Below are 14,868 nucleotides of genomic sequence, written 5' to 3'. Positions count from 1 at the left end.
ATAACAGGCTCAGGGCTACTGAAAGCCCGCGCTACACTGCTAAGGCGGTGTAGGGTCGGGTAGTTTACAAGGTGCCAAAATCCTAAGAGCCTCAGATCGAGTGCGACCGTGTTCCTCACCTTCTCAGCAGTATGGCTAGATCCTCAGCGTCGTGGCTCAGTCGGCTCTCCTTTTTGCGAGGGCTGATCTTCATCTTGGCCGTGGTGGTTGCCCTCGTTTACCTGGGCTTCAGCCGGGAGGTTCGCCTTGGCCTTGACCTCAAGGGAGGAACCCAGCTCACGCTACAAGCTGTGCCCACCGAGGAGGTGCCTGAAATCACCCCCGAAGTGATGCAGGGGGTAGAGGCCGTCATCCAGCAGCGGATCAACGGGCTGGGGGTGGCTGAGCCTCTGGTGCAGATCAGCGGCCAAGACCGCCTGTTCGTGCAGTTGCCGGGGGTGGCGGATCCGGATCGGGCCATTGCTCTCCTTGGAGATACAGCCCAACTGGAGTTTCGCAAGGGCTTGGTTCCCGTCGGCGCGCTGCCCCGCAACGAGCGGGGAGAGATAACAGCGGGGGAGGATCCGGATACTCTGTTTGAGCGGGTCGGCCTCACCGGGGATCTGCTGCGCAATGCCTATCCCCAAGCCCCTCGCCGCGGATCCCAGAGTTGGGAGGTGCTGCTGGAGTTCAAGCCGGAGGGGGCAGAAAAATTTACTCAGCTCACCCGAGATCTGGCCGGAACAGAACGTCCATTGGGCATTTTTCTGGACGACGTGTTGATCAGTGCCCCGATCGTGGGGCCGGAGTTTGCCCGCACCGGCATCACCGGCGGGACGGCGGTGATCACGGGCAATTTTACGGTGGAAACCGCCACTGACTTGGCGGTCAAGCTCAGGGCAGGAGCGCTGCCGGTTCCCATTCAGGTGATTGAAAATCGCACTGTCGGGGCCACTTTGGGGGAAGTGAGCGTGCGCCGCAGCCTCTATGCCGGGATCGGGGGCCTGGTGCTGGTTTTCCTCTTTATGGTGGCCTACTATCGCCTGCCAGGGCTGATTGCGGACATCGCTCTGCTCATCTACGCCCTCTGTACCTTTGCTCTCTTCCAACTGCTGGGGGTAACCATGACTCTGCCGGGGATCGCCGGCTTTATCCTCAGCATCGGCATGGCGGTGGATGCCAATGTGCTGATCTTCGAGCGCATCAAAGAAGAGTTGCGGGCCGGCAAATCCATCTACAAGTCCATTTCGGAAGGGTTTAACCGCGCCTTCAGCAGCATCCTGGACAGCAATGTGACCACCCTTTTGGTCTGTGGCGTGCTTTTCTGGCTGGGGATGGGACTGGTGAAAGGGTTTGCGGTAACCCTGGGCATTGGCATTCTGGTGAGCTTCTTTACGGCCATCACCTGCACCCGTAGCCTGCTCTTGGCGGCAATGGGGATCCCCAGCTTGCGCAAACCTGAGTTTTACGGCGTTCGGATGGAGGCGGCCCAATCATGACGGCTCAAGAGCTATCCCCCGTAGATCCCGCCTCTCGGTTGCTCGACTATCGCTTCGACATTGTTGGACGGAGCAAGCTGTGGTTTGGCTTCTCCTTGGCGGTGCTGCTGGTGGGGCTGGTCAGCATGGCCTTTTCCCTGGCTTCTCTGGGAACTCCCCTGCGGCTGGGGTTGGATTTTTCCGGCGGCACCTTGCTGGATCTGAGCTTTGAGCGGCCTGTCACCACCGAGGAGCTGCGACGGGCGCTGCAGGAACACAACCTGGGCACCAGCATCATCCAGCTGGACACCCAAACGGGGCAGGAAGCCCTGATCCGCATGCCCCCCTTGACTGAGCAAGAGCGGCTGGCCGTGGAAGCCACCCTGCGGCAGGAGATTGCTCCCTTCGAGCGCAACCTGGTGGAGACAGTAGGCCCGACGGTGGGGCGTTTGCTCTTGCGTTCCGGCATCGTGGCCGTGCTCATCTCTTTCGGGCTCATCGTGCTGTACCTGGCCCTGCGCTTCCAGTGGGATTACGCGGTGTTTGCCATTGTGGCGCTGCTGCACGATGTAGTGTTGACGATAGGGCTATTTGCCCTTTTGGGCCTGACGGTGGGTATGGAGGCGGACAGCCTGTTTGTGGTGGCGCTGCTGACCATCATCGGCTTTTCCGTCAACGACACCGTGGTCATCTACGACCGCATCCGCGAGAATCTGCGTCTGGTGAGCCGCAAGGTCAGCCTGGCCGAGGTGGTAAACCTATCTCTGAACCAGACCTTTGCCCGCTCCCTGAACACCACCCTGACGACGATGCTGCCCCTAGTTGCCATCGCCATTTTCGGGGGAGCTACCTTGAAGGGGTTTGCCATTGCCCTGCTCATTGGCTTTACTTTGGGGGTGTATTCCAGCATTTTTATCGCCAGCCCCCTGTTGGTGTGGTGGCGGCAGCAGCGCTATGGCAAAAGTAGCGAAGATGCCCGCGCAGGCAGGGATCCCGATTCCCTTCCCTCTGAGGGCTAGGGTCTCGATGCCGGAAAAATTGGGTCGATTGGGTGGGGATCTGTCGTTCGCGCTGAGACGGTGTCCTCTGGGTTCACCATTGCAGTCTTTGCCCATGGGAGATCAGGTAGCGCTGTAAATCGGCTATTTTGCCTTGCGGTACGATCTGAGCTGGGATCAGGCCGGGAGCTTGACTGCGCAGCCAAGCCACGGTCAGGCCTGCTGCCGAGCCGATGGTCCATTCACCGTAATGCACGCGGGTGGCGGCGTTGACAATGTGGCTGACGGCGATCCCTTTGCCGCCGATGAGCAGGTTATCCACCTTCTGCGGGATCAGGGCTTCCAAGGGAATGAGAATGGGACGGACGGAAAACTCGTTGACTGGCGCGGAGCTGGCCGAAAGAGAGGGCTCCCAGTTGCGGTAGCGACAGCCGTGGATATCGATGGCGTAGTGGGTAACCCCCACCACGGTAGGTCTGAAGTCCCGCCCCCCGGCGGTGCCGACGCGAATATCCTGCTCCAACATCAGGAACTCCGCTTGGCCGTAGGCAGATCGCCCCAGAATGCGTCGACCTTCCCGGATGTAGGGGTAGAGGCTAAGGCCAGAGCGGGTGCCCAGCAAGGACTCTTCGGCAAACACCAAGGAGAGGGGATAGCCAGAGCGGGATTGAGTTTCCATCAGCCACTCGGCAAACAGCAGGGCGTGGTTTTCTCCATCTTTGATGGCCGAGACATCCAGGCCCCCCAGCCAGTTGTGGCGCTGCCCCGAGGCCACCAGCCGCTCTTCCGTCAGGATCAGGGGCGGGTTCATGATCCCCCAGTCGTTGCCGCGGTTCCAGTTCACCAGCGTCAGGTCGCCTGGAACAGGCGTGCTGTAGAAGGGATCCCGGCGGCCCTTGCTGACGATGCGGCGGTAATTGAAAAAGCTCTGGCCGCTGAAGGTGGGGAAACCCTCCATGTCGAACTCGCGGCGGTGTTCGGCGCGGGAATAGCCCGGCTGCAGCTGGACCAGCTCGGCGCGGGAGCGACCGCCATCGTCGTGGATGGCCAGCACGAAGGGAAAGGTAAAGGCTTGAGTACACTCCGGGTTGCTGGCGGGGGCGGCATTGGGCTCTCCGGTCACGTCTCGCCCTTCCGAACCCAGCCGATAGGGGATCCCGGCCCAGCCCACCAGCTCGCCGGTATCGGTGGCATCGATAACAAACAGGTTGCGGCCCGGTGGTGCCTGCAGCCTCAACACCCGTTTGGCAAAAACTTCCGTCTCCTGCCAACTGTACCAGCTCACCAGCTCCCGCCACAGCCGTCCCGGTGGCACAAAATCGGGATCCCGCGGCTGCCGCTGCACAGCGTAAATGCTTTCAATCTGGGATCCATCGGCGCTGAAGGTGGCCCCCTTAAAAGCCGTTTGGGTAGCCCAGCGGCTGTTGGGGGCATTTTGGGCTGCCTGTTGCAGCCAGGTTTCCACCGCCTGCAGCCCCGCCTGAGGCGGAAAACACAGCCCTCCCACCCAGCAACTGTTGATCTCGGATACGCGGGTTCCCGGCGGGATCCCTGTCCAGGCCGGCAGATGCACCGGCTGGCTTTCGATCAAGGCCTTGAACTCCAGCCAGTGGCGGGAAAAATTGCCCCGCTGCCGCATCGGCAGCGATTCATCAATGGCCGATACCCCCTGGGAGGTAATCTGACCCCCCAGCCAAGGGGTGAGCTCGATGAGACAGGTCTGCACCCCCCCTCGCATGGCATGGCCTGCCGCTGCCACCCCTCCCAGGGATCCGCCCACCACCACCAGCTCGCACTCCCAAATCTCGTCCGGCTGCGGCAAGGGATCCAACAAGGGCCAACCGTGGGCGGTAAAACGGGGCACCTCCGGCTCGGAGACGGCAACAGGGGATCCCACCTCTGGCTGGGAGAGGGCGGCAAACCCCATCCCGGCCACAAAGCTCAGCAGCGACAGGATCCCCAGCCCCACAGTTCGCTTGGGCTCAGATCCCCGGCACGCCGCAGCCGTCTTTTTGCCAGCCATGCTCACTCACACCCCCGGCCTTTCCCCGGCAGGAGAAATCCCCTTGAGAATAGCTGAGGAAACCGACATTGAGGCCAGCCAGGATCCCTGCCACAGGGCATAATGGGCTAGCAACTTTTTAACGGCAACGGCGGGATCCCATGGGACGGGCAAAGAAGGTGGTATTGGCCTATTCAGGCGGGGTGGATACTTCCGTCTGCATTCCCTATCTCAAGCACGAGTGGGGGGTGGAATCGGTGGTGGCCCTGGCAGTCGACTTGGGGCAGGGGGCGGAGCTGGAGGCCATTCAGGCCAAAGCCCTCAGGGCGGGGGCAGAGCAATCTCTGGTGCGGGAGGCTGTCCAGGCCCTCATTACCGACTATGCCTTCCCGGCCATCCAGGCCAACGCCCTCTACGAGCAGCGCTACCCCCTTTCCACGGCCCTGGCCCGACCCCTGATTGCCAAGCTGCTGGTGGAAGTGGCGGAAGAGGTGGGCGCCGATGCGGTGGCCCACGGCTGCACCGGCAAAGGCAACGACCAGGTGCGCTTTGATCTGGCCATTGCTGCTTTGAACCCCAAGCTCAAGGTTTTGGCCCCCGCCCGCGAATGGGGGATGACCCGCGAGGAGACCATTGCCTATGGGGAGCGCTACGGGATCCCCATGCCCGTGCAGAAGTCCAGCCCCTACAGCATCGACCTCAACATTTTGGGCCGCAGCGCTGAAGCCGGCATCCTAGAAGATGCCGACCGGGAGCCGCCGGAGGAAGTGTATGCCCTCACCCGGCCTATTTCCCAGACACCCGACGAGCCCGCCTACGTGGAGATTGAGTTCGAGCAAGGGATCCCTGTCGGGCTGGATGGGCAGCGCCTTGGCCCCAAAGCCCTCTTCGAGCAGCTCAACTCCTTAGCTGGCCTGCATGGGGTGGGCCGCATCGACATGATTGAAAACCGCCTGGTGGGGATCAAGTCGCGGGAGATCTACGAGTGCCCTGCTCTAATGGTCTTGATCCAAGCCCACCGCGAGCTGGAAAGCCTCACCCTCACCCGCGATGTCATCCATTACAAGTACGGCATCGAGACCACCTACAGCCAGTTGATCTACAACGGCCTTTGGTACTCGCCGCTGCGGGAGGCTCTGGACGCCTTTATCCGCGCCACCCAGAAAAGCGTCACCGGTGTCGTGCGGCTGCGGTTGCACAAGGGCCAGGCGGTCTGTGTGGGCCGTCGCTCTCCCTACTCTCTTTACAACCCAGAGCTGGCCACCTACGGGGAAGGAGACCAGTTCGACCACAAAGCGGCAGAAGGCTTCATCTACGTCTGGGGTCTGCCCACCCGCGTTTGGTCGCAGGTTCACAGAATCTAGGAATCCCCTCCTGGCTCGAGGTTGGGGGGAGCACGCTAGCCCTGCTGCTTGGGATCCCAGACTCAGCTCCCGATTGAATTCCCAAAACCCACTTAAGTCCCGGCAGTCCAGGTGTTGCCGTACTCGATCTGCTCGGGGGTGAGGCTGTCGATTTGGATCCCCATGGCTTTGAGCTTGAGGCGGGCAATGGCCTCGTCCACCTCGAGAGGAATGGGGTGAAGCCCTGGGGCCAAGCGGCCCCGGTTTTTCACCAGGTATTCGCAGGCCAGGGCCTGGTTGGCAAAGCTCATGTCCATGACGCTGGCGGGGTGCCCTTCGGCAGCAGCCAGGTTAATCAGGCGGCCTTCCCCCAGCACCACCACTGACTTGCCCGACTGCAGACGGTATTCTTCCACAAGGGGGCGCACCGTCTGTCGGGAGACGGCCCGCTCCTGCAGCGCCACCAGGTCGATTTCAATGTCAAAGTGGCCGGCGTTGCAGACCATCGCCCCATCCTTCATGCGGTCGAAGTGCTCGCCGCGAATCACGTGCTTGTTGCCGGTGACGGTGATGAAGATGTCCCCCAGAGCAGCGGCTTCTTCCATCGGCATCACCCGGAAGCCGTCCATCACCGCCTCCAGAGCCCGCACCGGGTTGACTTCCGTGACAATCACCTGGGATCCCATGCCGCGGGCCCGCATGGCCACTCCCTTGGCGCACCAGCCGTAGCCAGCCACCACCACCGTCTTCCCGGCCAGAAGGATGTTGGTACAGCGCAGGATCCCGTCCAGGGTGGATTGGCCGGTGCCGTAGCGGTTGTCGAACAGGTGTTTGGTCTCGGCGTCGTTGACGGTCATCACCGGGAAGCTGAGCACCCCCGCCTTGAGCATGGCCCTAAGGCGCACCAGGCCAGTGGTGGTCTCTTCCGTGGTGCCGATGAGCTCCGACAGTTGCTCCTGACGGTGCTGCACCAGCTCCGCCGTCACATCTCCGCCATCGTCGATAATCAGGTTGGGGCGGTGATCTAGGGCAATCTGGACATGGCGGCGGTAGGTGGCCACATCTTCTCCTTTGAGGGCAAACACCGAAATGCCATGGTCCGCCACCAGGCTGGCGGCCACATCGTCTTGGGTGGAAAGGGGATTGCTGGCAATGAGAACGCTATCCGCCCCCCCTGCTTGTAGAGCCAGGGCCAGGTTGGCCGTTTCGGTCGTAATGTGGCAGCAGGCCACCAAGCGCAGCCCGGCAAAGGGCTTTTCTTGAGCAAAGCGCTCCCGGATCTGGGCCAGCACCGGCATCTCCCGCGCCGCCCACTGGATCCGTTGCTTGCCCAGGGGGGCGAGGTTCAGATCTTTCACTTCATGCTTCGGGAGAGACAGGGTAGCGCTGGTCATCGAGTGTTGCTCCAAACAGGGTCATCGAGAGAGGATAGGGGAACGGAAACTGCAAGCCCCAAAGGGGGCCAGGCAGCCATAAAGATTCAGCAAGGATGTCGATAAGCCTGAACTATTCTGCCACAAGGGATCCCCTTTCAGCGCTGGGGCTGGATGTAGGCAACCGCCGCATTGGCGTGGCCGGCTCCGACCGGCTGGGGCTGCTGGCTACTGGCCTGGGGGTGATCCAGCGCCGTTCCCTCTCAGAGGATATTGCCCAAGTGCAGGAGTGGATCCGCCGCCGCCAGGCCACCGTGGTGGTGGTGGGGATCCCCCTTCTGGCGGATGGGTCGGTGGGATCCCAGGCCCGCAAAGTCCAGCGGTTCGTGCGCGCTTTGCAGGTGGCCGTGGATCTTCCCATTGTTACCGTCAATGAATACCTGAGCACCGCGCAGGCGGAGTGGGATCTGCGCGAGGCGGGGATCCCGGCCAAAGCCCAGAAGGGCTTAATCGATCAGCAGTCGGCGGCGGTAATTCTCCAAACTTGGCTGGACGAGCGACGGGCTTCCCTGTCAGAAGTGCCGGCTTGGCAAAGCTGGGGCAACAAAGACTACGCTGGAGAAGTCTAGCCGGGAAAGTTTAAATCAATTCAAGCCCAAGGTGGGCCATCCCTCGTTGCCCCTTCTGCATCAGCAGGGTGTGATTGTTAAGTCGGGGCCTTTCGCGCAACTTTGATAACGTCTGATAACGTCACGTGAACCATCCGAGCATGAATCGCATTTGCATCCTTGGGGGCGGCTTTGGCGGGTTGTACACAGCTTTGGAACTGAGCCGGCAACCCTGGCCAGAACCACCCCAGATCACCTTGGTCGATCGGCAGGAGCGGTTCGTCTTTGCCCCCCTGCTTTATGAGCTGCTCACCGGAGAAATGGAAGACTGGGAGGTGGCCCCCCGTTTCCAAGATCTGCTGCCCCCGGGATCGGTGCAGTTTCGCCGCGGATCTGTCCAGGCCATTGACCCTCAAGCCCGCCGCGTGGAGCTGGAAGATGGGCAAAGCTTGGAGTACGACGCGCTGGTGCTGGCGCTGGGGGGAGAAACCCCTCTGGAGAGCGTTCCGGGAGCGGCGGAGTTTGCTTTTCCCTTTCGCACCCTGGCAGATGCTCAGCGGCTGCGCGCCCACCTGAAGGCGTTGGAAGACCGGGATCCGGCTCAGCCTGTGGCTCTGGCCATTGCAGGAGCAGGGGCTAGTGGCGTGGAATTGGCCTGCAAATTGGCGGATCGGCTGGGCTGGCGGGGACGGATCCGCCTCATCGAGTTGGGATCCCAAATCTTGTCCGGCTTTGCTCTCTCCAGCCGGGAGGCGGCCCAAGAGGCGCTGGCCCAACGGCGGGTGCAGGTGGAGTTGCAAACCAAGGTCTTGGGCATCGAGGCCCTTGGCGAGAACGGCGCCCCTCCCTTCCATCTGCAGCTCCAGCGACTGGAGAGCCAGGAGATCGCCACAGATCTTGTGGATGCTGTGCTGTGGACTGTCGGAACCCGACCGGCAGCGGTGATTGCCAATTTGGATCTGCCCAAAACGGAGCGGGGACGGCTACAGGTTTTGTCCACCCTACAAACCCCCACCTTCCCAGAGATCTTTGCCTTGGGAGATGCAGCAGCGGTGGTGGATGCGGAGGGCAAGCCGGTGCCGGCCACAGCCCAAGCGGCTTTTCAACAGGCCGGTTATTGCGCCTGGAACCTGTGGGCTTTGCTCACCCGCGAGCGGCCTCTCTTGCCCTTTCGCTACTTTTCTCTGGGGGAAATGCTCAGCCTGGGGGTGGATACGGCGGTGCTTTCTGCCCTTGGCGGCCTCACACTGACCGGCCCCCTGGGCTATTTGGCGCGGCGAACTGCCTATTTGGTGCGCCTGCCCACACTGGAACACCAGCTCAAGGTGGGGTGGAATTGGATCACCCGCCCCCTCTGGCAAGGGCTGCTGGCCCGCTAGGATCCCTGTAACTGGCAAGAGCGCTCGTAGGCCGCTCGCACTGCCTGCATCAGGGCTCCCCGCACCCCCGCCTGCTCCAAGGCTTGGATCCCGGCAATGGTCGTCCCCCCTGGACTGGTGACCCGGTCTTTGAGAACGGCAGGGTGCAGATTTTCTTGCTGCAAGAGGGCAGCAGTACCCGCCAAGGTCTGCAGGGCCAACTGGGTAGCAATGGGACGCGGCAGCCCCACCTGTACCCCTCCGTCGATCAGCCCTTCCAGAATCACCGCCAGATACCCCGGCCCGGAACCCGAAAGTGCCGTCACCGCATCCATCTGGCTTTCGGCCACCGTCACCACCTCGCCCACCGCGCGAAACAGCTTCTCCACCTGCTCCACCTGCATAGGCGTCACCCCTGGCCCGTAGCTGATGGCCGTTATGCCCGCCCCCACCAGCGCCGGCGTGTTGGGCATCGTGCGCACCACCTTTTGTTTGGGAAAAGCCTGCTGCAACTGCTGCAAGGGGATCCCGGCCATAATCGAGATCACCAGCTCTGTGGCGGACAGCCGGCCCATCTCAGCCACCACTGTCGGGAAGAGCTGCGGTTTAACGGCCAGAAACAGAATCTCAGACTCTCCCGCCTGGGATGGATCCGCCAACAATCGGATACCCAGCTCCTGCTGCAGGGCCACAGCCTTGTCCAGATCGGGCTCCCGCAAGGCCACCTGCGCTGCGGGATAAACTCCCACAGCTACCCAACGCCGCAGCAGGGCGGATCCCATGGCTCCACCCCCGATAACACTTAGCAGTGGCCGCTCCATAGCAACTAGTGCTGACCTACTGCCTGCAGATGCTCATAGGTGCTGGGCCAGAGGGGGGTAGGGCTTTGCAAAGGGCGCTGCAGCGGCTGCACCACTTGGCTACTGGGGGTGGAAACCATCACCGTGCTGGGGGTGAACAAAAAAATGTTTTCGCCAATGCGCTCTTGGTGGCCATCGATGGCGTAGGTGCCGCCGGCAACGAAATCCACAGAGCGCTGCGCCTCAGCGGGATCCATTAGGGTCAAGTTCAGGATCACCGTCTTGCGCTCCCGTAGGTACTGGATAACCTGAGCCATCTCATCGAAGCTGCGCGGCTCCATCACCACCACTTCACTGGTGGGTGGGTTTACGCCCGGTAATCCAATCACGTTGCTCCCCATACTGCCCCCTGCTGAGCGATCCCGATGCTGACTGCGCCGATGGCCCCGCGACTCTTCTCGACCGGCAGAGCCCTCCCCCGCTTCCACTCCCCGTTGCCGCCGCCCTCGCGGAAGGGTACTCACTTCCTCCTCTTCGGGGGGAGCAGCCGGTTGGGAACGGCGTCCCTCGTAGAGCAGTTGGTAATCATCCTGCCCTTCCATTTCAGAGTACTCCTCCAGGCCGTCCACGGGATCATTCAGACCCACAAAATCTCTTACCCTGCTCCAGATTCCATTGACATTCATATGCACATCCTCACCACAGGTCATGGGTTTACGGCGAGCGTAGGATTCAGGCTCTTGATTGGATCCTGAGTGGCTCACTCAAGCTAGGGGGCGTCCTTTTATTCTCGGTCAAAGTCTTTCAATAGGCTGAGACAGGGTTTGCTCAGGAAGCTGCCGAAGCAGGTGGGGGCTAACGTAGGTTAACAAAACCCCATTGATTCGACGACTAGAGTTTACCCAGAAGAAGTGAAGATGTCATCTCACTTGCCAAGCCGTTGTTTGGCAGGATTGAACTCTGCTCCCCGTCTGGATTGAGCCCACGTTAACGGAAGTAACGCAAATGATTACAAATTTCCCCAAAATTTCCCCAATAGGGCAAATCCTGGGCGGGATCCCCCCGCTTTTGATCGAGCCAAGCCAAACTCTCGCCCCGAAGGTACCCCGCAGGGCGACTCCGGAGTTCGCGGCTTTACACAAAATTTAATCACAATTTAACAGCTTCACAGAGGCCACATCTATTTCCGCTCGGCGTCGGCAAACAAAGCGCGCCCCAGCCGGATCAAGTTAGAGCCTGCTGCCACCGCCAGGAGGTAATCGTCGGACATGCCCATGGAGAGGGTGTGCACCTGCAGATGTTCATAGCCGCTGCGCTGGATGTAATCGGCCAGTTCGGCCAGCTTGCGAAACAGGTCTAGGGCCGCCTCTGAGCTCAAGCCCAAAGGCAAAATGGTCATCAGGCCCACAATTTGCACCTGCAGCAGTTGGTTCAGTTCGGGGAGGCTCTGCAACAGATCGGGGATGAGCCAGCCGAACTTATTGGGATCCGGAGCCAATTTAACCTGCAGGCAAAGCTTGGGGGTGAGGTGCAGCTCCCAAGCCTTTTGGTTGATCAGCTTGGCCAGGCGCAAGCTATCGACGCTGTCAATCCAGGCAAATTGCTTGAGGGCCGGTTTGACTTTGTTGGTCTGCAGATGCCCGATCAAGTGCCAGACGATATCGGTCAGATCTTGCAGTTGCCCTTGTTTGACGGCGGCCTCTTGCACTCGACTCTCCCCAAAGTGGCGGATCCCAGCCCGATAGGCGGCGCGGATGTGGTCGGCACTGTAGCCTTTGCTCACTGCCATGATCTCCACATAGTCTGGGATCTGGGCTCGGATGGCCTGAATGCGGCTGTGGATGAGCTGCTCGTCAAGGGGCATCGTCAGGTCAGCAGGCCGGGGATCTCTATCCCCATTCTCGTTCCAATTGGCAACAATGCTCTGGGATAGATTTTTGCAGAACCCAGAGCCAACGGGCTGTCCGCTACCGCTGCCAGGGATCCGGTCGGGAGATGATCACGCGGGTGCCGGGCGCCAGTTTGCGCGCGTAGTCCAACTGCACCACTTCTGGGTTTTGCTTCAGGGCTTCCCCCTGGAGGCGAATGGCTTGGGCTTCTCCTTCTGCCAGGATCACCAATCGTTGTTTTTCCAGCTCTGCTTTTTCCACGAGGAAGCGTTCCCGCTCTTTCTCTTGCTCGGCAATTTGCTTTTGCTCGATGGCCGTTTGGAATTGGTCGGAGAAGCGGACATTGCGCAGCAGCACGTTTTGCAAGATCAGGTCATTCTCAGCAAAAATGCTGGAGAGCTGCCGCTCCACATTTTCCTGGATCTGCTCGCGTTCTTCCGAGAAAACGGCGATGGCGCGGTGCAAAGCCAGTTCATTGCGCACCACCGTCCGCACCTCTGGGCGAATCACTTTGTCCACGTAGGAAGGGCCAATGGTCTGGTGCAGGTGGGCCACTTGGTCGGGATCCAAGCGAAAGCGCACCGAGACATCGAGGGAGATCTGCTGGCCGTCGGCGCTGAGCACTTTCAACGCATCATCCCCCTGGTTTTCGGAGCGTTGGGAGGCCATGGTGTAGGTTTGGGTGCGCACGTCGTAGAAGATAGGCGTTTCCACCAGCGGCAGCAGGAGGTGCAGCCCTTCTCCCAGCGGCTGCGGCTTCAGCCCCGTCAGGGAGTTGAACACCACGGCCCGTGTGCCGGCAGGCACCACCACCAAGCACTGCAGCAAGGTGGCCAAGAGGATCAGCAGCAATGCCCCACCCACCAAGGGAATCCAGGACAAAGCGGGAAGTTCAAAAGCAGGACGACGGGGGTGGGCCGATTTCACAGGTGTGTTACCCAAAAACCTAAAGAACTCGAACAGGTGCCCCGGGGATGGCCGGCCAAGCTCTTCTTGAGCTTAACCCAAGGCCGCAGCCAAGATCTGATAGGCCAGTTTGGCGACCGTGAAGGCGCTGCGGCGATCGGTTTCCCGTTCTCCCGTGACCGACAGCTCGACCACATCGGCGCCGACAATTTGCCGTTGCTGTCCTAGCGCCCGGATCAGCTCCACCGTCTCCCACCAGCCCAAACCGCCGGGTTCAGGGGTACCGGTGGCCGGCACCACAGCGGGATCCAGCCCATCCACATCCACCGTCAGGTAAACCTGGGGGCCCAAGGTGGCGATCACCTCTGGGATCCACTCCTGGGCTGGCTTGGTGTGCAAGCTGTGGGCAAAAAAGGTGTGCAGACGGCGCTCGCGAATGGTCTGGCGGTCTTCGGCGCAGATGGAGCGGATCCCCACTTGGGTGAGGCGGCTGCCCACTTGCTCCACCACGCGGGCCATGGCAGAAGCATGGGAATAGCGGGATCCCTCGTAGCTATCTCTCAGGTCGCAGTGGGCATCGATTTGCAGGACGTGCAGCTCCGGATAATGGGCCAGGTGGGCAGCAATCAGGGGCCCGCTGATGGAGTGCTCCCCACCAATGGAAAGCAGGAACCGCCCCGGTCTCACCCACTCGGCAGCGCGACGCTGGATTTCGGCCATAGCCAGCTCCTGGGCGGAAGATCCCAGACCTTCCAACTCCACCGGGGGGGCCGTCCAGTAGCGGGAGATCTCTTCCGAGAAGTCGGGGTGGAGAGCCGGCTGGCGATCCCGTACCTCGTCGTAGATCTCCACATAGGCAGAAGCCTGCAACAGCGCCTGAGGGCCTTTGGCGGTGCCTTTGCCATAGGAGGTGGTGGCCTCGTAGGGGACGGGCAGGAGAATTGCTTGGGCCATCTCCGGATCCGGCTCAGGCAGGCCCAGGAAGGGGAAGGGAGAGCGATACATGATGGCTTGCAAGAAGGGATCCCTATTCTATTGAATCTATTGAAGAATTGTGGTGAGCCAAAAGGACTGGGATGATGGGGTAAAGAGGGACCCTTGTGGGATTGAGGCAAACCCTCTAGACTGAGCAAAGGCTTCCCCAAGCCCAGTTTTAGCAGCCATTTGTTTTCACTCCTCTTAGACTGCCTTTCCACAAGCTGACGAGCCTATGACCACTGCCTCTCACGCTGCTCTTTTCGACGCTCTGGCCCAACGTCGGGCCCTCAAGATCATCAGCGGTCTACAAAACTTCGACCTGCAGTCGGTTCTGAGCATCACCCGCGCCGCCCAACAGGGAGGGGCCACTTGGGTGGATATCGCTGCCAGCCCCGAATTGGTGCAGCGGGTACGCGCCCAGATCGATCTGCCCATCTGTGTGTCGGCGGTGGAGCCGCAGCAGTTGGCCGCAGCCGTACAGGCAGGAGCAGACATGGCCGAGATCGGCAATTACGACAGCTTCTACCCTTCAGGCCGCATCTTCTCCGCAGCGGAAGTCCTAGACCTTACCCGCCGAACCCGCTCTCTTCTGCCCCGCACGCTCTTGTCGGTAACCGTTCCCCACACTCTGCCTCTGAATCAACAGGCAGAATTGGCCGAGAAACTGGAGGATCTGGGAGCCGATCTCATCCAAACCGAGGGCAGCACCAGTGCCGAGCCGGTTCACGGGGGATCCCTGGGCCTGATCGAGAAGGCTGCCCCCACCCTGGCCGCCGCCTATGAAATTAGCCGTGTCGTCTCGGTACCGGTTATCTGCGCTTCCGGCCTCTCGACGGTAACAGTGCGCTTGGCCATTGCTGCCGGCGCTTCAGGTGTAGGGGTGGGCAAAGCTGTCAGCCGGCTCCAGGATGAAGTGGCCATGGTGGCTCAAGTGCGGGCATTGGTGGAGGCCTTGGGAGGATCTCGGATCCCTGCCCTTGTCTAGGCCGATGTCTGACCGGTAAAAGTTGACCCTCTTGCGCCAGCGTGCGCTGGTGCATTTTTTTTAGATTTTCTTGGACAAGCAGGGAATAAGTAGGTAAGTAGGGCAGCTGAGGGTTGAGATCAGCCGCTAGAAGTTTTGCTGCTCACCAAATTTTCGGGCTGGAGGCCCGCA

General features: G+C 61.0%; 13 protein-coding genes. 6 read left to right on the top strand and 7 right to left on the bottom strand.

What is annotated here, in order from left to right; translation table 11 throughout:
- The first annotated feature begins 131 nt into the window (after nt 1–131).
- Together secD and secF are read left to right on the top strand one after the other, a co-directional pair.
- Nucleotides 132–1,478, top strand: a complete 1,347-nt coding sequence (secD, locus tag NW815_RS10760; protein ID WP_414331113.1) for a protein translocase subunit SecD — start codon at nt 132–134, stop codon at nt 1,476–1,478.
- Entirely contained in the window at nt 1,475–2,476 is a 1,002-nt protein-coding gene (gene secF, locus NW815_RS10755) for a protein translocase subunit SecF (protein WP_414390117.1), read from the top strand. The genes secD and secF overlap by 4 nt, the downstream gene beginning before the upstream one ends.
- Before the next feature lie 73 nt (nt 2,477–2,549).
- Here the strand turns inward: secF and NW815_RS10750 are convergent, their stop codons facing one another.
- Entirely contained in the window at nt 2,550–4,478 is a 1,929-nt protein-coding gene (locus tag NW815_RS10750; RefSeq protein ID WP_414415994.1) for an FAD-dependent oxidoreductase, read from the bottom strand.
- Nucleotides 4,479–4,618: 140 nt separating this feature from the next.
- Here NW815_RS10750 and NW815_RS10745 point away from each other — a divergent pair, with 140 nt between their 5' ends.
- Nucleotides 4,619–5,821, top strand: coding sequence for an argininosuccinate synthase (locus tag NW815_RS10745; protein WP_414388964.1), 1,203 nt, complete (start codon nt 4,619–4,621; stop codon nt 5,819–5,821).
- Nucleotides 5,822–5,913: 92 nt separating this feature from the next.
- Here the strand turns inward: NW815_RS10745 and ahcY are convergent, their stop codons facing one another.
- Complete coding sequence (gene ahcY / locus NW815_RS10740) at nt 5,914–7,194, bottom strand: adenosylhomocysteinase (protein WP_414388962.1); 1,281 nt, start codon at nt 7,192–7,194, stop codon at nt 5,914–5,916.
- 95 nt (nt 7,195–7,289) lie between these two features.
- On the opposite strand from ahcY, the gene ruvX reads away from it, so the two are divergent.
- Nucleotides 7,290–7,802: a Holliday junction resolvase RuvX gene (gene ruvX, locus NW815_RS10735; protein WP_011433350.1), complete on the top strand. Its 513-nt coding sequence runs from the start codon at nt 7,290–7,292 to the stop codon at nt 7,800–7,802.
- Nucleotides 7,803–7,942: 140 nt separating this feature from the next.
- The gene (locus NW815_RS10730) at nt 7,943–9,160 is read left to right on the top strand and encodes an NAD(P)/FAD-dependent oxidoreductase (RefSeq protein WP_414415993.1); all 1,218 of its coding nucleotides are present in this window, start codon (nt 7,943–7,945) and stop codon (nt 9,158–9,160) included.
- On the opposite strand, the gene proC is transcribed toward NW815_RS10730, so the two are convergent.
- The 5 genes from proC to speB all read right to left on the bottom strand — a co-directional run bounded on the left by proC (nt 9,157) and on the right by speB (nt 13,751).
- Entirely contained in the window at nt 9,157–9,960 is an 804-nt protein-coding gene (gene proC / locus NW815_RS10725) for a pyrroline-5-carboxylate reductase (protein ID WP_011433348.1), read from the bottom strand. The two genes, NW815_RS10730 and proC, sit on opposite strands and share 4 nt — an antisense overlap.
- Nucleotides 9,961–9,965: 5 nt before the next feature.
- Nucleotides 9,966–10,541, bottom strand: coding sequence for a cell division protein SepF (locus NW815_RS10720; RefSeq protein ID WP_414351079.1), 576 nt, complete (start codon nt 10,539–10,541; stop codon nt 9,966–9,968).
- Nucleotides 10,542–11,119: 578 nt separating this feature from the next.
- Nucleotides 11,120–11,803, bottom strand: coding sequence for a YggS family pyridoxal phosphate-dependent enzyme (locus NW815_RS10715; protein WP_414390538.1), 684 nt, complete (start codon nt 11,801–11,803; stop codon nt 11,120–11,122).
- 103 nt (nt 11,804–11,906) lie between these two features.
- Nucleotides 11,907–12,755: a prohibitin family protein gene (locus NW815_RS10710; RefSeq protein WP_011433345.1), complete on the bottom strand. Its 849-nt coding sequence runs from the start codon at nt 12,753–12,755 to the stop codon at nt 11,907–11,909.
- A 72-nt stretch (nt 12,756–12,827) separates the two neighbouring features.
- Entirely contained in the window at nt 12,828–13,751 is a 924-nt protein-coding gene (gene speB, locus NW815_RS10705; RefSeq protein ID WP_414351076.1) for an agmatinase, read from the bottom strand.
- A gap of 193 nt (nt 13,752–13,944) precedes the next feature.
- On the opposite strand from speB, the gene NW815_RS10700 reads away from it, so the two are divergent.
- Nucleotides 13,945–14,697 carry a DUF561 domain-containing protein gene (locus tag NW815_RS10700; RefSeq protein WP_011433343.1) on the top strand — a complete coding sequence of 251 codons (753 nt, stop codon included), beginning with the start codon at nt 13,945–13,947 and terminating at the stop codon, nt 14,695–14,697.
- Nucleotides 14,698–14,868 lie beyond the last annotated feature (171 nt).

It is taken from the genome of Synechococcus sp. R6-7, from assembly GCF_047461695.1.
In the GTDB taxonomy this organism is placed as follows: domain Bacteria; phylum Cyanobacteriota; class Cyanobacteriia; order Thermostichales; family Thermostichaceae; genus Thermostichus.
The sequence above is the reverse complement of the archived record's forward strand: the minus strand, read 5'-3'. Positions and strand labels throughout refer to the sequence as shown.